General features: G+C 38.4%; 23 protein-coding genes. 8 read left to right on the plus strand and 15 right to left on the minus strand.

The features are described from left to right. Window positions 1-16 precede the first annotated feature (16 nt). From BK584_RS09120 to BK584_RS09135, 5 genes are all read right to left on the minus strand, one after another. The gene (locus BK584_RS09120) at window positions 17-736 is read right to left on the minus strand and encodes a distal tail protein Dit (RefSeq protein ID WP_078392327.1); all 720 of its coding nucleotides are present in this window, start codon (window positions 734-736) and stop codon (window positions 17-19) included. Window positions 737-754: 18 nt separating this feature from the next. After that, window positions 755-2,719 (minus strand): phage tail protein, encoded by a 1,965-nt coding sequence (locus BK584_RS09125; RefSeq protein ID WP_078392328.1) that lies wholly within the window; start codon window positions 2,717-2,719, stop codon window positions 755-757. Continuing rightward, window positions 2,719-2,853, minus strand: coding sequence for a hypothetical protein (locus tag BK584_RS25345; protein ID WP_281255744.1), 135 nt, complete (start codon window positions 2,851-2,853; stop codon window positions 2,719-2,721). Before BK584_RS25345 ends, BK584_RS09125 begins: the two co-directional genes overlap by 1 nt. Before the next feature lie 101 nt (window positions 2,854-2,954). Further along, the gene (locus BK584_RS09130) at window positions 2,955-3,407 is read right to left on the minus strand and encodes a hypothetical protein (protein WP_245808823.1); all 453 of its coding nucleotides are present in this window, start codon (window positions 3,405-3,407) and stop codon (window positions 2,955-2,957) included. After that, the gene (locus BK584_RS09135; RefSeq protein WP_078392329.1) at window positions 3,394-3,822 is read right to left on the minus strand and encodes a hypothetical protein; all 429 of its coding nucleotides are present in this window, start codon (window positions 3,820-3,822) and stop codon (window positions 3,394-3,396) included. The genes BK584_RS09130 and BK584_RS09135 overlap by 14 nt, the downstream gene beginning before the upstream one ends. 245 nt (window positions 3,823-4,067) lie before the next feature. On the opposite strand from BK584_RS09135, the gene BK584_RS24935 reads away from it, so the two are divergent. Further along, window positions 4,068-4,919 carry an SHOCT domain-containing protein gene (locus BK584_RS24935; protein WP_218970336.1) on the plus strand — a complete coding sequence of 284 codons (852 nt, stop codon included), beginning with the start codon at window positions 4,068-4,070 and terminating at the stop codon, window positions 4,917-4,919. A 150-nt stretch (window positions 4,920-5,069) separates the two neighbouring features. Beyond that, on the plus strand, window positions 5,070-5,906 hold the full coding sequence (locus BK584_RS25040; RefSeq protein WP_245808824.1) for an SHOCT domain-containing protein: 837 nt from the start codon (window positions 5,070-5,072) through the stop codon (window positions 5,904-5,906). A 38-nt stretch (window positions 5,907-5,944) separates the two neighbouring features. Here the strand turns inward: BK584_RS25040 and BK584_RS09150 are convergent, their stop codons facing one another. From BK584_RS09150 to BK584_RS09180, 7 genes are all read right to left on the minus strand, one after another. Next, window positions 5,945-6,358: an ArpU family phage packaging/lysis transcriptional regulator gene (locus BK584_RS09150; protein WP_054705367.1), complete on the minus strand. Its 414-nt coding sequence runs from the start codon at window positions 6,356-6,358 to the stop codon at window positions 5,945-5,947. 127 nt (window positions 6,359-6,485) lie between these two features. Beyond that, complete coding sequence (ehuA, locus tag BK584_RS09155) at window positions 6,486-7,310, minus strand: ectoine/hydroxyectoine ABC transporter ATP-binding protein EhuA (protein WP_078392331.1); 825 nt, start codon at window positions 7,308-7,310, stop codon at window positions 6,486-6,488. Then, window positions 7,307-7,996, minus strand: coding sequence for an ectoine/hydroxyectoine ABC transporter permease subunit EhuD (gene ehuD, locus BK584_RS09160; RefSeq protein WP_078392332.1), 690 nt, complete (start codon window positions 7,994-7,996; stop codon window positions 7,307-7,309). Before ehuD ends, ehuA begins: the two co-directional genes overlap by 4 nt. Next, complete coding sequence (gene ehuC / locus BK584_RS09165; protein WP_078392333.1) at window positions 7,993-8,664, minus strand: ectoine/hydroxyectoine ABC transporter permease subunit EhuC; 672 nt, start codon at window positions 8,662-8,664, stop codon at window positions 7,993-7,995. The genes ehuD and ehuC overlap by 4 nt, the downstream gene beginning before the upstream one ends. Window positions 8,665-8,765: 101 nt before the next feature. After that, entirely contained in the window at window positions 8,766-9,635 is an 870-nt protein-coding gene (gene ehuB, locus BK584_RS09170) for an ectoine/hydroxyectoine ABC transporter substrate-binding protein EhuB (protein WP_078392334.1), read from the minus strand. A gap of 365 nt (window positions 9,636-10,000) precedes the next feature. Continuing rightward, complete coding sequence (locus BK584_RS09175; protein WP_078392335.1) at window positions 10,001-10,867, minus strand: DUF6612 family protein; 867 nt, start codon at window positions 10,865-10,867, stop codon at window positions 10,001-10,003. Window positions 10,868-11,034: 167 nt separating this feature from the next. Further along, window positions 11,035-11,850 (minus strand): HAD family hydrolase, encoded by an 816-nt coding sequence (locus BK584_RS09180; protein WP_245808825.1) that lies wholly within the window; start codon window positions 11,848-11,850, stop codon window positions 11,035-11,037. A gap of 247 nt (window positions 11,851-12,097) precedes the next feature. Here BK584_RS09180 and BK584_RS09185 point away from each other — a divergent pair, with 247 nt between their 5' ends. The 6 genes from BK584_RS09185 to BK584_RS09200 all read left to right on the plus strand — a co-directional run bounded on the left by BK584_RS09185 (window position 12,098) and on the right by BK584_RS09200 (window position 17,293). After that, window positions 12,098-13,054: a glycosyltransferase family 2 protein gene (locus BK584_RS09185; RefSeq protein WP_078392337.1), complete on the plus strand. Its 957-nt coding sequence runs from the start codon at window positions 12,098-12,100 to the stop codon at window positions 13,052-13,054. Next, complete coding sequence (locus BK584_RS09190; RefSeq protein WP_245808826.1) at window positions 13,038-13,457, plus strand: GtrA family protein; 420 nt, start codon at window positions 13,038-13,040, stop codon at window positions 13,455-13,457. Before BK584_RS09185 ends, BK584_RS09190 begins: the two co-directional genes overlap by 17 nt. Further along, complete coding sequence (locus BK584_RS09195; protein WP_169871163.1) at window positions 13,447-16,038, plus strand: YfhO family protein; 2,592 nt, start codon at window positions 13,447-13,449, stop codon at window positions 16,036-16,038. Before BK584_RS09190 ends, BK584_RS09195 begins: the two co-directional genes overlap by 11 nt. 116 nt (window positions 16,039-16,154) lie before the next feature. Beyond that, the gene (locus tag BK584_RS24545) at window positions 16,155-16,319 is read left to right on the plus strand and encodes a hypothetical protein (protein WP_169871165.1); all 165 of its coding nucleotides are present in this window, start codon (window positions 16,155-16,157) and stop codon (window positions 16,317-16,319) included. 94 nt (window positions 16,320-16,413) lie between these two features. After that, window positions 16,414-16,587 carry a septum formation initiator gene (locus tag BK584_RS24125; RefSeq protein WP_139365638.1) on the plus strand — a complete coding sequence of 58 codons (174 nt, stop codon included), beginning with the start codon at window positions 16,414-16,416 and terminating at the stop codon, window positions 16,585-16,587. A 130-nt stretch (window positions 16,588-16,717) separates the two neighbouring features. Next, the gene (locus tag BK584_RS09200; RefSeq protein ID WP_078392340.1) at window positions 16,718-17,293 is read left to right on the plus strand and encodes a ferritin-like domain-containing protein; all 576 of its coding nucleotides are present in this window, start codon (window positions 16,718-16,720) and stop codon (window positions 17,291-17,293) included. A gap of 14 nt (window positions 17,294-17,307) precedes the next feature. On the opposite strand, the gene fdhD is transcribed toward BK584_RS09200, so the two are convergent. From fdhD to fdhF, 3 genes are read right to left on the minus strand one after another with little or no spacing between them, the layout of a single operon-like run. After that, the gene (fdhD, locus tag BK584_RS09205) at window positions 17,308-18,123 is read right to left on the minus strand and encodes a formate dehydrogenase accessory sulfurtransferase FdhD (RefSeq protein WP_078392341.1); all 816 of its coding nucleotides are present in this window, start codon (window positions 18,121-18,123) and stop codon (window positions 17,308-17,310) included. After that, window positions 18,120-18,764, minus strand: a complete 645-nt coding sequence (locus BK584_RS09210; RefSeq protein ID WP_078392342.1) for a helical membrane plugin domain-containing protein — start codon at window positions 18,762-18,764, stop codon at window positions 18,120-18,122. Before BK584_RS09210 ends, fdhD begins: the two co-directional genes overlap by 4 nt. Continuing rightward, complete coding sequence (gene fdhF / locus BK584_RS09215; RefSeq protein ID WP_078392343.1) at window positions 18,757-21,708, minus strand: formate dehydrogenase subunit alpha; 2,952 nt, start codon at window positions 21,706-21,708, stop codon at window positions 18,757-18,759. The genes BK584_RS09210 and fdhF overlap by 8 nt, the downstream gene beginning before the upstream one ends. Window positions 21,709-21,792: the final 84 nt, after the last annotated feature.

Consider the following 21,792-nt stretch of genomic DNA (forward strand, 5'->3'; position numbering starts at 1 on the left):
CCCCCCTTCCTTTGCTTTAGTACCATTTTTCGTTAAAAACGGCTTCTATTTCTACATTGTCTGGTAAATTAAAATGGTTTTCTCCTTTTTTTAGGAATAAGTCAGTGAATCGTGACCGTAGATCCAGAATTGGCATCGCTAGCTCATCATTGTGACGAATTAACCCCTTTTCCGTATCAATCCAAACCCGATCTCCACTTTTAAACGATCTTATTAATCGGAATGGTTTGTTGTCTTTTTCAATGACAAAATCTGATGAGTCTTCTTCAAATAATATGGCAAAAATAGGCATTGCTTCTGCTGATGCTTCATAATTAATCGTATTGTTTTCGCTATTTAATTGAACCTGCTTCTTCAGACCTGTACCCATAGGTTCAGAAATTTGAAAAATAATCTTGCCTGTCTTCAAAAGCCCTTTACCAGAGAAATCGGTAAAATCAGAAACAAATGCTTTATAGGAAAGCTCTGGTTCATCGAAGAATATAAGTTCTCCTTCTTCCAAAGCCAACAATGGGGCCATCTCTCGCATCATTTTCCTTTGTTCTTCATAACTTTCCGAAAGCATCAGTACGTCTATTTCAATTTGGCGTTCCTCCCAACGCTTATTTGCAGGTATCACACCATTTTTCACTTCTACGTTTGTCACTTTGCGCGGTGGAAGTACTGCCCGATTATCCCCAAGAAGTTTTAACCACTTCGAAAAATTAACTCCATTAAATGAAAACCAAGCATTCATTCATTGTACCCCCTCTCATTAATACCGTCCTCTAGCACGTACTGCCATTTGGCCTCGCCGCCCAAATTCTGCATCCATAAACGGGGCAGTCACTTTTGCGATCTGTTTGCCCTCAAGATGTACGGGGACTTCAACTGTCATTCGCTCAAAACTAGAATTTTGAGCGTTTGAACCAAGGCTTTGGTCTAAACGATCAAGACCTCTGTTAACAAGAGAACCCGCTCCTTGAATATCTGGAAGTGCTAATGCTCTTGTAAAAGCACGTTCGATTGTCGGTATATCATCGTTAATTGAATCTTTAATAGGCCCACCAAAATTTAATCGATGAATATCCTGAAGTGGTCCTTCTTTCGCTGGTGAGAACGGTAGAAAGTCGCGGACTTTTCCGGCGACATCCGAAATCGCGCCAGTTACAGAACTGATTGCACCGCGTATACCATCTGCAATGCTATTTACAATGTTCTTTCCTGCCTCTTTAAAACGACCGACGAAGTTCATGACAGCATCCAGCGCTCTTTGAATACCATCCGAAATTGCTGTGCGGATATTAGTCATTGCAGTTGTTACACTTGTTCGGACTGAGTTAAAAATATTCGTAAATGTAGAACGAATAGCGTTTAACCCTGTTGATACAGCGGAGCGCGCCCCTGAAATCCCAGTTGAAATGAACGATCGAATAAAGTTGATTGCAGTTGTTACTACGCTTTTCACTGTATTAAAGATCGTTGTAAAAATGGTTTGGACTGTATTTAGAGCTGTTGAAATAACCGTTCGCACCATGTTCATTCCTGTTTGTATAATCGTACGAATCAGGTTTATCACAGTCGTGACTGTTTGTGAAATGGCAGAAAAAATCGTCGTAAAGATTGTTCGGACAACGTTTAAAACAGTCGTAATAATCGTGCGAATCATTGTCATTCCTGTTTGGATTATCGTTTTGATTACATTGATTACAGTAGTAACAATAAGCTGAATGGCTGAGAAAATCGTTGTAAAATACAGCTTAACGATGTTCAAATAAGTTGTAATTACAGTTTTAATGAAACTCATTGCACTCGAAATAAAGCTCATAATAAAGTTAATAACGGTGCCAATTACTGTACTAATGGCATTCCAAACCGTTGATATAACAGATTGGATAGCTGGCCATGCTGTTTGCATTAAATTTGAAATGAACCCCATTACTGATTGGACTACAGACCAAATTGTTTGAAACACCGTCTCTATAAGCGGACCAATGAAGGTAAGAGCCGTTGAGACAGCTGATTTAATTGTTTCCCAAACGGAAAGAACCCCATTTTTAAATGTCTCATTTGTATTCCACAAATGAATAAATAAAGCAACCAACCCTGCAATTGCAACAGCAATGAGTCCAATCGGTCCAAGTGAGATCCCAAGAACATTTGATAGAGCTTGAATCGTGCCAATGACGGACATAATCGATTCTTTCAACGGACCAACCGCTTCAAGCGTTGACCCCATTCCGCCAACAAGTTCAAAGAATGCTTCACTCCAATTTCCTTCAGATAAACTTGAACTAATGGAACTGAAACTTTCCGTAATACCAGTAGCAAAATTGGTTGCTTGCGTTTGTACCTCTGTTAATTGTGTGCCTAATGTGGAAACAAGTTGTCCCGCTTCACCAATTTTCGCTGTATCAATTGGCAAGTTAAAGGAATCCATTGAAGATTGGATTCCACTAAAAGAAACACCCATTTCTTCGAGCGAGCTTTTCAACTGGGAAACTTGCTGTTTCGAAGAGGCCATGCTTTCTGTAAGGCTAACAAACGCTCCACCCCAATTTCCCCCTTGAATCTGACTATTGATTGAACTGAACTGTTCACTTATCCCCCCCGCAAGATTTGAAACTTCAGAATGGACTGACCGCATTTGCGTCTCTAATGAACCTAGCTGTTTACCTGCCTGTTCCAATTGCTCAAAACGAATATTAATTCCTAAAGCTTTTCCGGAAAATAAATCCATTACCTTGCTCCTTTCCACTTGCTTGCCTCAACTTCCATATTTCCTTCATCCCATTCGGCTACACTACGGTTCTTTTTATCTTGCACGAACCTCCGAAATGCACTATCTTCCGGTAGCCCGCGGACAAAAACCAAGAACCGCCTCCAGGAAAGGCGGTTCTCTAAACCATCTCTTGTTAAATTCAACCTGTAAAAACGGTAAAAATCGGCTTCAAGAGCTGCCCAAGCCCAAATAATTATCCTTGAATCTTGGTTTTTTTTTGAACCGTGTTTGATGTAGCCGCTGAACCTTTGACATCATAACCCCATAATTTCATAATGTCAGGTACTACATGCTTAAAGACGAAATTTACACCTGCATTTGATTGTTCTAAATGTTTAAGAAACTCTTTTCCTAACATTAACTCGATAAAGTCGTACATTTTCTCTTCTGGTACGGCCATTTGTGTCTTGCCCTTTACCTTTTGTACGCAATGGCGAAAATAGAAGGTCGCAAATTGAAACGGCATTTCCGTTGGAATTTCAAATAAATTTCCGGCGAATTTGACATATTGGTGTTTTTGCTCGTTTAATTCCTCTGCTAAAGCATCATCATAATCAGCTACTAACTGTTCTTGCTGGATTTGCGAAAGCTCTTCGGCTTTTTCATTAAGAATCTGCAAGCGGTCCGTTGAGTTATTCGCCAACATCTGCACCACCTTCGTCGATAATTAATTTTGTATTAACACGAAACTCCCCTGAGAACGTATAGATACCTTCCGATACAGAACCTTCCTCTTCATAAGTTGTAAAAAACCCTGTTAATGCATAACCTGATCCGCTCGCATCTGTATGTTTAATCACAGCCTCTTGTCCAAGTTCAGATACACGCTTAAGCTCTGATTGTCCATCATCTTCCAGCAGCGCAATCCCCTCCATTGAAACTGTTTCACCAACTGAAGCAGCAATAAATTTTTGACGAAAAACGCCGCCGCCTTCTACTGTATCACCAAGACCTGTTACATCCGCTTCTTCTACTTCAAGCGAGTGTGTAAATGATGTTAGTTTCGCTACGATTTGTCCGTTTACTTCAACGCGTGTTCCTGCAAATTTTTTCTCTGACATTATTAATTCCCCCGTTTAGATCAATTTTTTTTGGTGCCGGCACACCTAACGAATGTCGTAGTTTGGTTTTACCTAACCTTGCTACACTACTATCATAATACAGAACAAATGTTCTGTCCTGTCATCTTTCTGCCATTATTCTGCCATTGATTTGTGTTAGTATAGACTTATAAAATAAAACAACAAGAATGATAGATTAATAGTTCTTTTTTCACATCGGTAGCCTAAGATACGGAGGAAAAACTATGAATAAAAGATTTAAAGGACAAGGTTCTTCTCTATTTGTTGAACATGACAAAATTATATTGTCACATGGCAAGAATAAACAATTAACTAGTAAATCTAAGCCTGAAATAGAAATATTCTATTCAGATTTAGATCGGTTAGTTTTAGATAAACCAGGACTCTTCTCGGGATATTGTTATTTTCTAAGAAAAGGATACGAAATTGATTCAATGAAAAAAACGGACATTATGGTGGATGAATATGCTATTACACTTGCTTTTTTTCCACAGTATAAACAGTTTTTAAAAGCACAGGAATTAATTAATCAACATATAATCCGAGCAAGGCAAGAAAACCCTAATAAAAATGTAAAAAAAGATAATCAGAGGAAATTAGTAAGCGAACTGCTTGATAATTCCGATAAAAACATTGAGTTTAAAGGATATTCAGGCAGCATTTGTGTAAGTGCTCGGTCAGTCATCATTAAGTACAAACCAATTTTACATAGAGGGGGAAAAGGTTCAAAATCAATTGATATTGGCCGAATTTCGAGCATATCTATTTCAAAACCTTCCATAACAAGTGGAAAAATACAGATCTTTTATGAAGGTTTTTCAAGCAGAGGATATAGAAGTTTAAATGAAGAACCAAACGAAATAGCTATTACCAACATTAATCACTACAATCAAATGGTCGAGGCTAAGGAACTAATTGAAACACTGCAAGCTTATTATACGAGCGAAGGTCTTTCACTACAGCAAGTTGTAGATTCTTCCCCCGCCGACGAAATTCGCAAATATAAATCCCTTCTTGATGATGGAATTATTTCAGAAGAAGAGTTTGAAAATAAGAAACAAGAGTTGTTAAGGTAAACCACTTAAAAAGGCACAGTTGTCGCTGCACCTTTACTTTCATTCCAGAGGAGAACTTTCATCTTCCCATACGACAAATAGGTAAAATGCAATTTCTTAGATGCACTTTGCTATATTCAGTAAAAAGAAGATTGTTAGGAGGGATTATTGTTGGATAAACAAACAGTATTTAAAGGTCAAGGTTCTGTTCTTACTGTAAAAGATAATAAAATTACCATTAAACATGGGAAAAGAAGACAATTTGCTGATAAAACTAAACCTATTATAGAAGTAGATATCACAGACATTGATTCAGTAGTAATGATTAAACCTGGCATAACCTCGGGATATTTTTATTTATTAAGAAAAGGACATTCAATTGGTACATTATCTAAATTGTATATCTTGGGAGATGAATACGCAGTCGCACTCCAATTTAAACCTCACTATAATAATTTTTTAAAAGCAAAGGCATTGATGGAAGAGCAGCTTATATCCTTACAAGATCACACAAAAGCAGATGTTTCAGAAGCTTCTCGCCTTTACAATACATTACTTATTAATGAAGAAAAGACTCTAACATTTAATGGTCAAACTGGAAACTTAATCATTAGCCTTACTTCATTGACGTTCGAATATAATCGTCTTCATGCTGGGGCCTCTGATAAAAAAACAATAAGCATTGATAAAATCAGCGGTATTTCTTTATCAAAACCAGGGTTTTCTTCTGGGAAAATCAAAATTAACTACGAAGGGTTTCAGCGTAGAGGCTTTGGAACGTTAAAAACCGATGAGAATGAAATATGGATCTCCACTATTAGCCAATATAATTCATTACTAATCTTAAAAGATTTGATTGAAATTATACAGAGTAGCGCAGACCATGTATCAGACTCTAATCTCTCACTGTCATCCGCCGACGAAATTCGCAAATATAAATCCCTTCTTGATGATGGAATTATTTCAGAAGAAGAGTTTGAAAATAAGAAGCAAGAGTTGTTAAGGTAAACCACTTAAAAAGGCACAGCCGTTGCTGGGCCTTTACTTCATTCCAAAGGACTCTCATCCTCCCATATAGCGAACAAATAACAAAGCTTCTCAAAGGCTTTATTTTTAATTCGATAGTACTGCCGTTCGCTAATTAACATGTCCATATACACTTGATAGTCAAAACGGTCACTTTCTTGTAAATAGCGACGCACAATAAGCTCTCTTTCCGTTGAAGCTAGCTTATTTACACAGTCCTCAATCATTAATAAAAAGGCTTTCCGTTTAGCTGCGGCGTCAATATTCTTAATGGCTGTTTGTTCAGTCGATGAGAAGAAAGAGCGTGGTCCGCTTGCAGGAACCAATTGAAAACTTTGTGTGGTTTTCGGTTGTTCCTCATATGAAAAGGTTAATTTATATAAGTTATACTTTGAAAGCTTTTGTTCTACGTACCTTTTTTCTTTTTTATTCATTACAATCTCCCTTCCAAGCCAGATACTTCGTTTTATAAAGAGAGAAAGTAAACAAAAAAACAAAAAATACGGGAATTTTTTAGTATAAAAAAGTGCTCTACCTGTTACAAAGGAGAGCACTCTACTATTATGCATTAAATCTTCCTAAAAAAGATTGTAACCGGTCTGTCTTTGGGTTATTAATAACATCATCTGGCGTACCTTCTTCTGCAATTTTTCCATTATCAAGAAAGAAGACGCGGTCTGCGACATCGCGAGCAAAATCCATTTCGTGAGTAATTAACATCATCGTTGTTTCTCCTTCAGCCGCAATATCACGAATGACTTCTAACACTTCTCCTACAAGCTCTGGGTCAAGTGCTGCCGTCACTTCATCAAATAACATGACTTTAGGTTGCATAACTAGAGAGCGAGCAATTGCAACTCGCTGTTGCTGACCACCAGACAATTGGGAAGGATACATATCAACTTTGTCCGATAAACCTACTTTCTCGAGCATTTTTTTTGCCCGTTCTTGGGCTTCTTGCTTGCTTAATCCAAGTACGTGAATCGGTGCTTCTGTGCAATTTTTCAAGATCGTCATATGAGGAAACAAATTGTATTGTTGGAATACCATGCCGATATTCCCTCGAACTTTACGTAAATGTTTTTCATCCGCAGGAACAAGCTTACCATTTACTTCTTTATGCCAAAGCATCTCCCCGTCAACTTCAATTGTTCCTTCACTCGGCTGCTCAAGTGTCATTAGCATCCGAATAATTGTCGTTTTTCCCGATCCTGATGGACCAATTAACGCAATCTTTTCACCTTGTCTAACATCAATATTTAAATCGTTTAATACGATCGTATCACCAAAAACCTTCTTTACATTCCGATAACGAACAATGACATCTGCTAAATCTTGCTTAGCAATCACTTGTTCTTCTTGTTCTTGTTCTAATACTTCACTCATGTTTTCACTCCCCTTGCTTCTATCTTATTTCCATGCAAATTCCCTACTTTCCGCTCTAAATAACGGATAAATACAGCAGATGGATAACTTAACACTAAGAATAAGATGCCCACAATTGTAATAGGTTCAACGTAATTCCAAGTATCAGTACCAATTGCTCGAGCAGTTGCCATCATTTCTACAACAAAAATGGCTGAAAGCAACGGCGTCTCCTTGAATAAAACAATAAGATAATTCCCTAACATAGGGATAACAGGGGGGACAGCCTGAGGCAATATTACTTTCCTCCACGTTTGTGCTGTGGAAAAATTTAATGCTCGACTTGCTTCCCACTGACTTTTAGGAACCGCATCGATACCAGAACGATAGATTTCCGAGACATACGTCGCGTAGTGAATCCCTAATACGAGTGCACCAGTCTGAAAACCAGATAACGGTGTTGTATAGAATACAAAAAACAATTGCACAAGAGGTGGGGTTGCACGTATAAATTCAATTATACCCGCCATCAATAGAGAAAGAGGCTTAAAACTCGAGCGACGTAAAAGCGTAAAAAGCAAGCCCACCGTTAATGAGATAAAGTAGGCAACAACAGTTGCACCAATTGTTACTGTAATAGCAGATAAGATTTCAGGGAATATCTCAAATGCAAATTCCCAATTCCATGCACGATTATCCCCATTCATGAAATGCTCACTCCTTTCGAAGCCCGTTTCTCAAGCCAACGAGCCAAGAAAATAAGTGGTAAAGCTAATAAAAAGTAGGAGAATAACAAATACGTATAGATCTCAACTTGGCTACTAAGCGCATTATTTCCACCTCGTAATATATTCGCTTGAAAGGTCATATCTGCTAAACCGATAAAAAAGACTAACGACGTGCCTTTTAATAATTCAATCGAATTATTTCCAAAACCTGGAAGCATCAACCTAATTGCTTGTGGTAAAATAACCAATCTCATGCGTTGCCATTTTGACATATTCAATGAAATTGCAGCTTCTGTTTGTCCAATAGCAATTGAATTGACAGCTCCTCTTACTACCTCCGATGCATAAGCACCATAGTTTAAACCAACCGCAAGCGCACCTGCAAAAAGAAGTGGCATATCGATAAAAGGTAAAATGGTTGGCAAAGCATAAACCAAAAAGAACAGTTGCACGAGTAAAGAAGTACCTCGGAACAGCTCTACAAAAATGGCAGCTATGCTGCGGACCAAAGTATTGGAAGAAGTTCGCATTAAACCAGCTACAATTGCAATTGTATAAGCAATTAACGCCCCTAATAAAAACACTTGAATTGTTGTTGTCATCCCATTTAGTATAAACGGGACAAAATTGTCGAAATTAGAAAACACTTGATCACCTCTTTAACGGCAACTACGAGAAAAAGCATGGATAGCAGCTCTTGCATCTCCATGCTTCGCTCGTTTAATCAAATTCTTTTTCCATTATCTTCTTACACGTTACAACGGTCTTCCGTTGTAATATCATCTGGTGGTAGATTGGCCTCTGTAAATCCAAACTCTTCGAGGATTTCTAAAATTTCACCTGATTCCAACAATTCTTGAAGCCCATCGTTATATGCTTCTCTTAGTTCGTCTCCTTCTTCACTTTGGGGGAATACTGCAGCTCCAAAAGCGGTGACAGACTCTCCATCAATAATCGGCTGTGTAAAATCCTCAACAAACTCAACATTACCCGAGCTATTATTTTGGGCTGCAGAATTAGCAGTAGCGTCTGTAGCAACCATAACATCGGCTTGACCAGATTCAACAGCAGCCATATTGTCGGCAATGCTATCAGCTAATACATATTGACTTTCATCAATGCCCAAGGAATTTAAGTAATCAATTTGATTTGCTCCTCTCATAACGGCAACATTTATATCCGGATTAGAAGCAATATCTTCATAACTATAAATTCCCATTGGGTTTCCCGCTTCAACGACAATGCCTTCACCATATTGCATTTCAATGTTTCCAAAGCTTCCATTCTCACAACGATCAGGACGTATATCCATTGCTGCTGTTGCGATATCAAATTGACCGCCATTTACCCCTTGAATTAAAGCTCCAAAATCCGCTACCGTTCCCTCAATATCATCATATCCAATACTTTGCAAAACAGCTCTAGCTATCTCTGGTGCAGCTCCTGTAACTTCATTATTTGCTGTATCTATGTAACCATATGGTTCTTCATTAGCTACACCGACTTTAATGGTACCTCCATCTGTCGATCCGTTTCCATTCTCATCATTTCCATTACCACATGCTGACAACATCGCTACAGATGCCGTTAATAAGCCGAATATTCCTGCTTTTCTCACTATGTTTAACCCCTCCTGTATTAGTACCAGCACCAAAAACAAGCTGTTTTTATATTTCCCAACAACTTCTTTTTCGTGGGGACTTTATAGATCTTCTTAAAATGATAGCACATCTCCGCAATCGTTAAAAATGAGGTTTTGTGCATATAGAAGCTCCTTTCCATTTATAGAGCTCTTACCCTTTACTACAAAAGATTAAGCCTTCAGTTCTCCGAATTAAGAGAAAATGCTAAAAATAACGCACCTTCTTGTTTTCTTTTTAAATTCCTCTAGTAAACCAATCAACAGATATGCTTAGATCTTTATGACTAATGAATTTACATGATAAACCCCCTTTCTCAATTGAAAGGGGGTTTATTATACATTTACTCTTCTTGGTCTTCTGCTGGTTGTTCTTCATCTGTTTCTTGTTCTTCTTCATCAACTTCTGGTTGTTCTTCTGATTCAGCTTGTTCCTCTTCAAATTGTTGGATTGCTTCATCCATACTAATTGCTTCGTCCGCAATCTCTTCAGGCACAGTTCTTTCTTCTACTTCGTTAAACTGGCTGTACGTTGTCATCATTTGTTGCACTGACTCCATACCTTCTTCTTGCATTGCTAATCCAATTGTCATTTCCACATCTTGCTGCAACATTGTTTCTTTATCTATTTGCAATTGGTATGAGAACTCGTTCACCTCAAGTCCAGTTTCTCCTTCTGGATCACCAGCCAAAGTAAGAGCCAGCGCACCTGATTCATCCTCTGTACCTTCAGCAGTAAACACATAAGACTCATCCGTCTCTTCAAGAGTCAATGAACTTGCATGCTCAATTAAATCTTCAGTTTGAACTTCAGCTGGACGTAGATCTGCACCGCCCGTCATACCAGCCTCTTCTCCATCCATATAGATCCAGCCACCAACTGTAGGTTCTTCCGTGTAATATAAACCATCAGAAAAGTACTCTTTCGTTTCTTCTACTTCCCCAGTCATCGGGTTTGGACCTGTTTGTGACACCTCAAACGACAAAGGATCTCTAGTCAATTGCACAATTGATGACATTTCTTGTCCTTCTTCATCCTCCGGCGTTAATGCTTGTGTTTCCATTGCATAACTATCTAAAGCCGCCATCGCTTCATTTGATTCTTCAAGTAATTGTTGAATCTCTTCGGCTCCATTTGAATCCGTATTGCAAGCAGCAAGTGCTCCAGCACTTACTAAAGCAACTGTCGCGGTGATAAGTTGTTTTTTCATGTGAATGAATCCTCCTAGTCAAAAACGATCAATACTTTGCAACCGTAACATGTCCAGGTCACGGATTAAAGAAACCAAGCACAAATCCGATTACTTTATAGGTTTTGCGTCATTTCTCCTCTTTTCATACATAAAAAGCACAAGGAAATTCATTTCCCTGTGCTTCATTACTCTTTGAAAAGGTCAACTACACTTGATACAACTTTGACTTGTTCTAAGTCTACTTCGGGCATTTGTGGGTGAATATAGACAGCATCCATCCCAAGTAAAACAGCAGGCGCAATTTCATTAATGAAATTATCTCCAACACTAACTGCTTCTTCTGGCTTCACTTCATATTGAGTTAACAAATGCTGCAATTGTTCTGAAGTAGAACTAGGCTTATTAGCGGACGGAATAATATGATCAAAAACACCTTCCAAACCAAGCTCATAAAACAATCGACCAACATCTTCACGATCGCTGTTTGTCATAACAACTGTCTGTGTTACTTTATTTAATTTCATTAAATGATCTCTAAGTCCTGTTAAAGGCTCCAATGTGAAGTCATCAGACACCATATACTCTTTTGTCGCCGTATAACTTGAGTAACAATCCTCTACACCGTAATGCTTGGCACAAACAAAAGGATACCACCAGCCATCGCCAATAGCGATCATATTATCAAAGTTAAAAGACAACTCACCTGGATAAGCCTCTTCAACGGATTTATCCGCATATTTCTCTCCATCCCACGAATGAGCTTCAACCACTCTTAACGTCATAGGATCGATGGTCAGGACTGCATCATTTTCCACATCATAAGCTTTGCCAATCTGTACAACATGATTACCTGCTTTCATCGCTTCATAATCAAGTTGGAATTCAGTACGGTCTTTTTTATCTACTTTCTGTTTTAAATGATTTGCATAATAGTCAAAATGACTTGTCCCTTCGTAGAGGGTTCCATCTAAATCAAATACGACTAACTTATATTGGTTCATTTTCATCCTCCTCTTCTTCACTTACTTAGTTTAGCGAGAATTCACTGATTCTGCCAGCATTTCCTACAACACTTTTTTATTATTTGTTCGAAGTAAAGAGACCCATGGTCATTTAGGTCTTAGACTGTTTTCTACAAGTCCACATAGTTTTCTTCATTTCCTTAAAGGAAACGTAAGATTCGTTTCTTCTTATTCCGGGTATACTATGAAATGATTCAAAAATTGTATAGAAATGGAGGCCCCGGCAATGAATAAGCCACTGCTTTCTGTTATTGTCCCATCTTTTAATGAAGAAAAAAATGTAGAACCTTTTTATTTTGCCTTAAAAGAAGTACTAGAAAAATCCAATTACCGTTGGGAAGTTATATATATTGATGACGGAAGCTCTGACAGCACCCTGCCTTTACTTCAACGATTGTCAACATGGCATCCTCAAGTAAATTACATCTCTTTTACAAGAAATTTCGGAAAAGAGGCGGCAATTGTTGCTGGTTTTCAACACGCAAAAGGCGACTGCGTCGTTATTATTGACGCTGATTTACAACATCCAGTTGAATTAATAGCCGACCTTTTAACTGGATATGAAGAAGGTTATGACCAAGTTATCGCCTGTAGAGATCGTAAAGGTGATGGAATTATCCGTACAGCATTATCTAAAACTTACTACAAACTTATTAATAAGATTGTTGATGTCCAGCTTGAAGACGGCGCGGGAGATTTCCGACTCTTAAGCAGACGTGCTGTAGATGCACTTCTTATTATGAGTGAAGGAAACCGTTTTTCAAAAGGGTTGTTTTCTTGGATTGGTTTTGAACAAAAGGTAATTTATTATGAAAACGTTTCGCGCGCGAACGGTGAATCAAAATGGTCTATTTCAAAATTAATCAATTATGGTATTGATGGCATCATATCTTTTAATATGAAACCTTTGCGGATCTGTTTTTATATGGGCGGGTTTATTTTAGTTGCTGCCTTGCTTTACATCTTAGTGATGTTCACACAAATTATCCGCACTGGTATAGACGTACCAGGCTATTTCACTGTTATCTCAGCTGTGTTGTTTCTAGGTGGTATACAATTGGTTTCCCTCGGCATAATTGGTGAATATATAGGAAGAATTTATAATGAAACGAAACGCCGTCCCCACTATCTAGTAAAAGAAACAAATGCCACAAAAGGAAAACGCTATGAACGAGTCCAATAATTTTTGGGAGAAAATCTACCGTAATGAATTTTTACGATTTGCCTTTGTTGGCGGCATAAATACTGCAACGTTTTACTTGCTTTACCTCCTTTTCCAGCAAGCCTTAACGTTTCATTATCTTGCCGCCCATATTACGGCATTTTTAGTAAGCATGATTGGATCTTATTTTTTAAATGTTTTTTTCACATTTGGTGTTAAACCATCATGGAAAACATTCTTTCAATTCCCATTAACACAAGCCGTAAATTTTTCAGTATCCACAGTGCTCGTTTTTATTTTAGTTGAGTTGATTAGTTTACCACCAATTATTGCTCCGATTATCGCTGTTCTCTTCACAGTTCCAATTACTTTTATTATTACTTCAAAAATATTAAAACGAGATGGAGTTCGAAATGAAGCTTAGAACCATTTTTGCACTTTTAGGCGCAAGTATCCTTTTCGCTATTATTGCGCATGCCTTTTTCTTTTACCAATGGACAAACGGTCAATTTATGGTTGGACCAAATGATGGTACCGCCCAAATGCTGCCTTTCAAACAATTTCTTTATGAGGAATATAGTAAAGCGTCATTCTTCTATTCGCATCAATTTGGTTTAGGGGGTGGGTTCTTTAGCCAGCTCGCCTACTATTTTTCAACTAGCACGGTCTTTTTTATTACTTTCTTAATTGTGTTTGCAGGTGAGGCACTTGGCTTTTTTCCCACGGCAGATACGGTCATGTTTTGGGGACAAGCAGCTGTATTTGTTAATACAGCTCGCTTAGCTATTATCATCTTTTTAACAACTCTTGTTTTTCGTTACATAAAAACCCCAACACTGTATGCATTTATTGGAGCCACTTTATACGGTGGTAGCATCATGTACTTTCGCCACGCATCTTTTTGGGAGTTCTTTGCAGATGCTTATTTGTGGCTCCCGTTGCTAGTACTTGGAGTTGAGAAAATTATACGTGAGCAAAAGCCTTGGTGGTTCATTGCTGCGATTGCCTTATCGCTCATTAATAACTTTTATTTTGCCTATATGAATTTTATATTCATTGGGATCTATGTAGTTTTGCGCTTTTTCATCCAACTTTCTGACAATGAAGCTTCGATAAAACAACAATTAAAACAATATGTCCCAGCAGTTGTGGTAGGCTTTTTACTTGGGGCTATTGCTTTTGTACCTGCGGTTTATGGTTATTTAAATAACTACCGTCCGTCATTTTCAAATCCAATTGAATGGTTTGATCTTCACGACAATTTATTGTTCACTAGTAGGCTTTTCATTTTGCCAGCTATTTTTGTCTTCTTGCTTTTTTGCAAAAAACTTTATACTTATAAGCCATTTCTTTTTTTCAGTTCAATCTCTCTACTGTTTGTTATTTTTCACTTCAGTCCAATGGCCGGCAGTATGTTTAACGGATTTTCCGCGCCACAATTCCGCTTTCAATATATGGGGGCGTTTGCGCTTGCCGCGGCTATAGGATTTGCGTTACCACAAATAAGGCGATTACCCAAGCGTGATATGATTTTTGCCAGTGTAACGACTTTTATCTTATTTACTGCTAGTTATGTTGTTGGTTACATTGGTCCATCCTCACTATTTCAGTCCGGACAGGCTTATCTCTTATTTTTCTCTGCAATAGCAACTCTCTTCTTGTTGTTTTTCACATGGAGGAATATGAAACGATGGATGCCTGTATTATTGGTTTTCCTTCTACTATCGCAGCTCGGACTAGCTAATATCTATCAAAAAGAACGCCTATTTGAAAATGGGAATTTACATCAAACATCATCTGAGTTTCTACAAAGTCGTGAATATGATCACGCTTCGCAACGGGAGCTTTTGGATGAGGTAACAACTCGAGAACCATTCTCTCGTATTGAGTGGGTTGCTGATTTTAGGAATAACACTCCTTTAGTTCAGGATTTTCATGGAGTCAGTGCCTATTCGAGTGTATTAAATCAACATTTGCTGTTTTTCTATTACGAGAATCTGGAAATCGATATGAATAGGGAAAGCGTCAGCAGATATTCAGGTTTTGGAGATCGAGCAAACTTACACAGCTTGTTTCAAGTAAGTCATAAACTTGCTCCTAATGATGAAGATATACCAATCCCTTATGGATTTAACGAAGTTTCATCCAATGAACTTTATACTTTATATGAGAACATCCATTTACTGCCATATGTACGGACTGCTTCGACCATATATAGTGAAGACGACTTAACAAATTTGAGCATTCTCGATCGAGAGCATGCGATGTTAAATGGAATTATTGCAGCTGATAATTTGAGCACAGAACCTTTCACATCTACAATTGAAAACAGAATTGGAGAAATCGAGATACAACCAGTTGGTGGCACTTACGAAGAGGGTGTACTTACTGTGACTGAGGAAGAAGGCGGCATAGACTTTAACCTTGGCGAACGGATGGAAGATGAGGAAGATGACTATTTATCTTTTTATATTAAAAACCAGTCAAAAACAGCTTCTCTATTCCCTTTGACTATAAATGAATTCTCTACTTCCAGGAAATCATTACAATCAATTTACCGAACTGATGTGAACCATTTAACCGTTCGAATCGAAGCCAACGAAACCATATCTTTACGTGTTCCACAGGGGAGTTATCAATTAGATCAGTTTGAACTGAATACCGAATCCTACGAAAATCTCCATAACGCAACAGACAACAATGAGGACATTCCTGTCGAAGTGAGCGACCGGAAAATAGAGATTTCTTATGATAATACGACCAATCAACAGATGCTTGCACTTCCAGTTCCTTATGAACGAGGTTGGGAAGTCACTGTAAATGGACAATCAGCAGACATCGAGCAAGTTAATTATTCATTTTTAGGAGTATCTCTAGAGCAAGGTGAAAATGAGATTGTATTTTCGTATTTACCACCTTTTTTCCGACTATCAATAAGTGCTTTTACTCTCGGGTTAATAGCTACAATGGGCTGGTTCATCGCAAGAAGAAAATTGGATAACTAATTTTCTTCTTGCACTCCCTTACCCAAAATGATATGATTAAGTTTAATACCCACAGAAACAACCTAATCAATCGCAATTTTTGTAGGATTATGAATAAATAAAAAGGAGGTTTTGCAATGAAATTGTTGTTTGTGATTTATGTTTCTTTGCTTATATCACTTGGTATGCTTCTAATATACTTTGGTGTTTCAGAAAAAATTGCAGCAAGCACCACATTTGTCCTGATTGTTCTCGGGTCTATCCTCTCACTTCTTTTCTCTCCTCGTAAAGCACAGAGTTAACAACCTTTCCTGAGCCAGGTGACCATCTCTCTTTGATTATTGCCGTGATATTCGCTAATATATAGATAGCGTAATTAATCACCGGAGGTCAGACATGTCTAGTTCAAACCAGAAACCGCCAAACGAAAAATTTGGAATGATCATTGGTCTACTAATAGGAGTTGGAGCAAGTATTGTATTTGATAGCATTCCAATAGGAATCGTTGTTGGAGTTGTAATTGGAACAATGTCTAGCTTTTATTCGAGGAAACCAAAAGAAGAAAAATAACCGGCTCATTTAATGGGTCGGTTTTTTATTTAAGAAGAATCGAGTTAAGTCTACCTGCATACATATCTATAATCAACCTCAATAGACCATGCCCATTTCTTTGAATGGAAATCAAGAAAGGGGAAAAACGATGTTGTTTAAAAAACGTTCAGCTCCATCTTTTCAAACACCACCTGGACAGACGCAACCAATTATCCGCCAACCGCCACCAACTCAAGCCAGTCTCCAAGGTCTCTCATCACCAAGACCACCTAATCAGCACTCAGCCACAGCACCTATATCAGGATCAAAAGAGCAACTTGAAGAACTTCAATCTTTTATGCAGCTTTCCTACCAAACCGTTGCAAATTACGAATTGCTTATTCAACAGATGCCAACACAACATGTAGCTAGTACTCTAACTACTACAATTGAAGAAGAAAAATATCATTATCAAATGATGTTACAGCTCTATACTGCACTAAGCAACAAGGAGCCGACCATTACCGAAGCAATTGTTTACCGTAATGGATATATGCCCGCTTTAAAAAAGGCGTTTGAGCAAGAACAAAAAGCTGCCGCATTATTTGAAAACGCAGCTCGTTCATCTTCAGTTCCGCAATTAAGGAATCTATATGCGTCTATTGCACGTGACCAACAACGTCATGCTTTATGGTTCCTTTCTTACTTGACTATTTACCGGGACAACAAGAATGAAAAAAGCTAGAGACCAATTAGCCTCTAGCTTTCCATTTGTATAACTCGTTCAGGAACGGTATAAACGTTCATTGATCGTTTTCTTATAAAACCAATAGCCGTAATTTCTAACTCATCAGCAATCTCTAACGCACGATCTGTTGGTGCAGATTTAGATAATACGACCTCGCAGCCAATTTTTGCTACCTTCAACATAATTTCTGAAGACAGCCTACCACTAAAAATCATCACTTTATCTTCTAATGAAATATGATTCCGCAAACAGTACCCATATAGCTTATCAAGGGCATTATGCCGTCCAATATCCATTCTCATTACGATGATCCCATCGTTTGTAGCTAGAGCGGCGTTATGCACACCTCCTGTTGCGTGAAAAATGGTTGCTGAATCCTGCATGTCTTCCATTAATCGAAAACAATCCTCGGGGCGAACGTTGACATTCCTAGATTTCATAGTCTTAGCCGTCTTAGAATCAGAAGCAAATATAAAGCTTTGCCGGCTCATACCACAGCACGAGGTGATATAGCGTTTTGTTTGCATTTGTTGATGCAACTTGTTTATTTGTCTAGTTAATTGAATGTGCACAAAACCTTTGCTTTCATCCACTCTTATAGATTGAACCATTTCATATGAATCAATGACGCCTTCTGAAGCTAAATAACCAATAACCATGTCTTCAATATACTCTGGAGAACAAACCAATGTCACAAATTCTTCCCCATTTATCTTAATCGTTAAAGGTACTTCTTTAGCAATTGAATCGGTTTTCCATTCACTTATTCCATTAGAGATTTTTAAAATTTCTTTGGAGGTTTGTACTGTATTTACGTTATTAGTCATTTTCTGTTAAATATCAACGGCAAAACAAAGGCCAACGCTCCAGCGGCAATAACATACCATTTGGTCGTCTGGCGTGACTCCTGTTTGCGGTTGACCTCCTCTTCTTTTTCTTTTGGTTGTCCTTGTGCTAACGTTGTCAGTTCATATTGGGGTTGATTCATTTCATTCTTTGATTGATCAACACCAAATCCTTTTACAAAAGCAACCATCGTGTTAAGCCCTTCAATTGTTTCTGGATCCTTTAGGGAACGCACAAGGGAAACGTACCCCCCTTTTCCCTTATGCTCATATTCAGCAACCTTATGGATCGCTGAGTTCATTTTAAAAATCATCGGCTCTAAGTCCGCCAGTTTTACTGACCCTAATGCACCGCCTAACAACAATAAATTTTGAATTGATTGCGTTATATTTGGATCATCCAACTGCTTTACAAGTCGATCAACTAATTGTTCTCTCTGGCTAATCGATGCGTCAGCTATATTAAAAGCTTCCGTATCTTGAACTTTTTGAAGAAGAGCAAGTGTAGCTAAAATGGCTTTTTTATTGTGGACTAACGCGTCTTTGATTTCTTGTATATCTTGTTCTCTTTTTACATCAGGATCAACAGGCATCTTTTGAATAATCGTTGTCGCTTTAGCCATTTTTAGCTCTCCTTTCTTTTACTAGGTCCCCAGGGAATGTATAGTCTGCACGCGCCCATTTCTCTTCTACCCTTACACCAATTTGCGGTTGTGGATTTCCATAGCGATAATTAATTCTCGGAAGAGGACTTTCCCCTTTTGCCTCAAGAATTTCCATTTTAGCTGAGATCTCCTTATACGCTGGTGTGTCAGTATCTTTATCCGAATGAGAACTTGTAATGTAATTAATAGCTCCTTCACTACTTGTATTCATAGGCAAGTATACCTCTTTGCCTTTCACACGATCAGTCACAATGCAACTTACTTTGACACTGCCGTATGGAGAAGTAAGGCGCACTTTTGTCCCATCTTCAATTCCACGTTCTTTTGCTAGCTCTGGTGAAACCTCTAAAAATTCTCTAGGTGTCTTTTCTGTAATTGCTTTTGACCGATACGTCATATTCCCTTCATGGAAATGCTCGAGAATTCGACCATTATTTACATGAATATCATACTCTTCATCAAACTGAAGCGGCTTTGTCCACTCGACAGGCCATAATCTCGCTTTTCCTTCTGGAAGAGGAAATTCATCTTTAAAGAGTAATGGAGTGTCGGTACCATCTTTCGCAACCGGCCATTGTAAACTATCATAACCTTCTAAACGATCATAGCTTACACCTGCAAATAGCGGAGTAAGTAATGCCGCTTCGTCCATTATTTCACTAGGGTGTTCATATGTCCAGTTTGCATCTAATCGGTTTGCAATTTCTTTAATGATCTGCCAATCCGGCTTTGATTCACCAAGAGGTTCAAGTACTTTATATAGGCGTTGGAAGCGACGTTCTGTGTTGGTAAACGTGCCATCTTTCTCGAGGCTCGGGCTTGCAGGTAAGACAACATCAGCAAATTGAGCCGTTCTTGAAAGAAATACGTCTTGTACCACAAAAAAGTCGAGTTTTTCAAATGCAGCTTGCACGTAGTTCGCATTTGCATCAACAATACCCATGTCTTCACCTTTTAAGTAAAGAACATCTAAGTTCCCTTCATGAATGGCCTCAACCATCTCATGGTTATTTAACCCCGGCTCCTTAGGTAAATCAACAGCCCACTTCTTTTCAAATCGAGCACGCACTTCATCATCCGTAACGAATTGGTATCCGGGAAAACGGTCTGGCATGCTACCAAAATCACTTGCCCCTTGAACATTGTTATGACCTCGCAAAGGATACGCACCTGCCCCAGGTTTCATGTAGTTTCCTGTAACGAGCAACAAGTTAGAAATCGCCGTGCTCGTGTCACTACCTCCACCGTGTTGTGTGATACCCATCGCCCATAAAATAGAAGTTGTTTTCGCCTCGTGGATAGAAGTTGCAATAGCAATTAATTCTTCTTTTGTTAAATTTGTAACCTTTTCTGCGTAGTCAAGTGTATACGTATCCAAACTCTTTATAAACTCATCTACATCATTTACATGTTCGGCAAGGAATTCTTCGTCGTGCCATCCTTGATCTATCATATATTTTGTTACCGCAGATAACCAAACAAGGTCGCTCCCTGGAGAAGGGTGTACAAATAAATCTGCACGTTCTGCAAGCTCGTGTTTGCGAATATCAGCTACAATTACTTTTTGTCCGTTTAATTTCTGTGCTCTCTTCACTCTTGTAGCAAGTACCGGGTGTGATTCAACTGTATTAGAGCCAATTGATATAACTAACTCTGCATTAGCAATATCTTCAATTCCCCCAGAGTCCCCTCCATATCCAACCGTTCGCCATAACCCCATTGTTGCAGGAGATTGACAATAGCGGGAACAATTATCAATATTGTTAGTGCCAATAACTGCTCGAGCAAGCTTCTGCATTAGGTAGGACTCTTCGTTCGTACATTTTGATGACGAAATAAATGCCAATGAATCAGGTCCCTTTGTTTTCAATGCATTCTTAAAGTTTTTTGAGATCAGTTCAAGTGCTTCATCCCATTCAGCTTCACGGAATTCATTTCCTTCACGAATTAAAGGCTTAGTTAATCTTTCTTCACTATTCACATAATCCCAACCAAATTTCCCTTTTACACAGGTAGAAATGCCATTTGCTGGTGCTTCTGCTTGAGGTTCAATTTTTAAGATTTGTCGGTCTTTAGTCCAAACATCGAATGAACAACCAACTCCACAATACGTACAAACGGTTTTTGTTTTCTCAATTCGCGACTCCCGCATTTGTGCTTCAAGATCAGAAACGGTCATTAATGACTGATAACCTGTTTCTACATTTTTTGTAATATTTATCATTGGTCGCATGGAATCCTCATTAATTCCCGTTAAAAAACCCGCTTCGCCTTCCATACCAACTTCCATCATTGCATTACAAGGACAAACTGTTGAACAATGACCACAATTTACACAAGAGGATTCATCAATTGGCGAATCCTTGTCCCAAATAACACGTGGTCTTTCTGATTCCCAATCAATTGATAATGTTTCAGTTACTTGCAAATCTTGGCAAGCTTCTACACAGCGCCCACAAAGAATGCATTGATCAGGATCGTAGCGATAAAAAGAGTTCCGTTGAATAGAATATTCTTTGGAGCTATGTGCCGTCTCTTGGTGGGTTATTTTCATTTCTTTAACCGCATTATGTATCTCACAATTTCCGTTATTATAATCACAAACGGTACAATATAGCTCATGATTACCAAGTACACGGTCCATTGCAATCAATTGGGCCTCATGAACTTCGCTCCCTACCGATTCCACAACATCTCCTGGTTGAATTTCTGTTGAACATGAACGAACGAATTCTCCGTTTACTTTTACGATACATGTGTCACATGTTTCAATTGGCCCTAGACTTGGGTGATAACATAAGCTTGGGACATCTATTCCCCCTTGTGTAAGAGCATTTAAAACCGAATCTTTACTTACAGTTTGCCGTTCACCATTTAATGTTACTTCTAAATGTTCAGACATAACCCTGCCCCTTTCCAACTAAGTAAATGAAATATTATTTTATTTGTTCCCATATTAAAACGCAGTCAAACGTCTAAATAAATA

The sequence above is a fragment of the Shouchella patagoniensis genome (assembly GCF_002019705.1).
Lineage (GTDB): Bacteria > Bacillota > Bacilli > Bacillales > Bacillaceae_D > Shouchella > Shouchella patagoniensis.

Coding starts and splice junctions, on each gene's coding strand:
- BK584_RS09120 (WP_078392327.1), bottom strand. CDS start 736: ATGAATGCTTGGTTTTCATTTAATGGAGTTAATTTTTCGAAGTGGTTA.
- BK584_RS09125 (WP_078392328.1), bottom strand. CDS start 2,719: ATGGATTTATTTTCCGGAAAAGCTTTAGGAATTAATATTCGTTTTGAG.
- BK584_RS09130 (WP_245808823.1), bottom strand. CDS start 3,407: ATGTTGGCGAATAACTCAACGGACCGCTTGCAGATTCTTAATGAAAAA.
- BK584_RS09135 (WP_078392329.1), bottom strand. CDS start 3,822: ATGTCAGAGAAAAAATTTGCAGGAACACGCGTTGAAGTAAACGGACAA.
- BK584_RS24935 (WP_218970336.1), top strand. CDS start 4,068: ATGAATAAAAGATTTAAAGGACAAGGTTCTTCTCTATTTGTTGAACAT.
- BK584_RS09150 (WP_054705367.1), bottom strand. CDS start 6,358: ATGAATAAAAAAGAAAAAAGGTACGTAGAACAAAAGCTTTCAAAGTAT.
- ehuA (WP_078392331.1), bottom strand. CDS start 7,310: ATGAGTGAAGTATTAGAACAAGAACAAGAAGAACAAGTGATTGCTAAG.
- ehuD (WP_078392332.1), bottom strand. CDS start 7,996: ATGAATGGGGATAATCGTGCATGGAATTGGGAATTTGCATTTGAGATA.
- BK584_RS09175 (WP_078392335.1), bottom strand. CDS start 10,867: ATGAAAAAACAACTTATCACCGCGACAGTTGCTTTAGTAAGTGCTGGA.
- BK584_RS09180 (WP_245808825.1), bottom strand. CDS start 11,850: ATGAACCAATATAAGTTAGTCGTATTTGATTTAGATGGAACCCTCTAC.
- BK584_RS09185 (WP_078392337.1), top strand. CDS start 12,098: ATGAATAAGCCACTGCTTTCTGTTATTGTCCCATCTTTTAATGAAGAA.
- BK584_RS09190 (WP_245808826.1), top strand. CDS start 13,038: ATGAACGAGTCCAATAATTTTTGGGAGAAAATCTACCGTAATGAATTT.
- BK584_RS09195 (WP_169871163.1), top strand. CDS start 13,447: ATGAAGCTTAGAACCATTTTTGCACTTTTAGGCGCAAGTATCCTTTTC.
- BK584_RS24545 (WP_169871165.1), top strand. CDS start 16,155: ATGAAATTGTTGTTTGTGATTTATGTTTCTTTGCTTATATCACTTGGT.
- BK584_RS24125 (WP_139365638.1), top strand. CDS start 16,414: ATGTCTAGTTCAAACCAGAAACCGCCAAACGAAAAATTTGGAATGATC.
- BK584_RS09200 (WP_078392340.1), top strand. CDS start 16,718: ATGTTGTTTAAAAAACGTTCAGCTCCATCTTTTCAAACACCACCTGGA.
- fdhD (WP_078392341.1), bottom strand. CDS start 18,123: ATGACTAATAACGTAAATACAGTACAAACCTCCAAAGAAATTTTAAAA.
- BK584_RS09210 (WP_078392342.1), bottom strand. CDS start 18,764: ATGGCTAAAGCGACAACGATTATTCAAAAGATGCCTGTTGATCCTGAT.
- fdhF (WP_078392343.1), bottom strand. CDS start 21,708: ATGTCTGAACATTTAGAAGTAACATTAAATGGTGAACGGCAAACTGTA.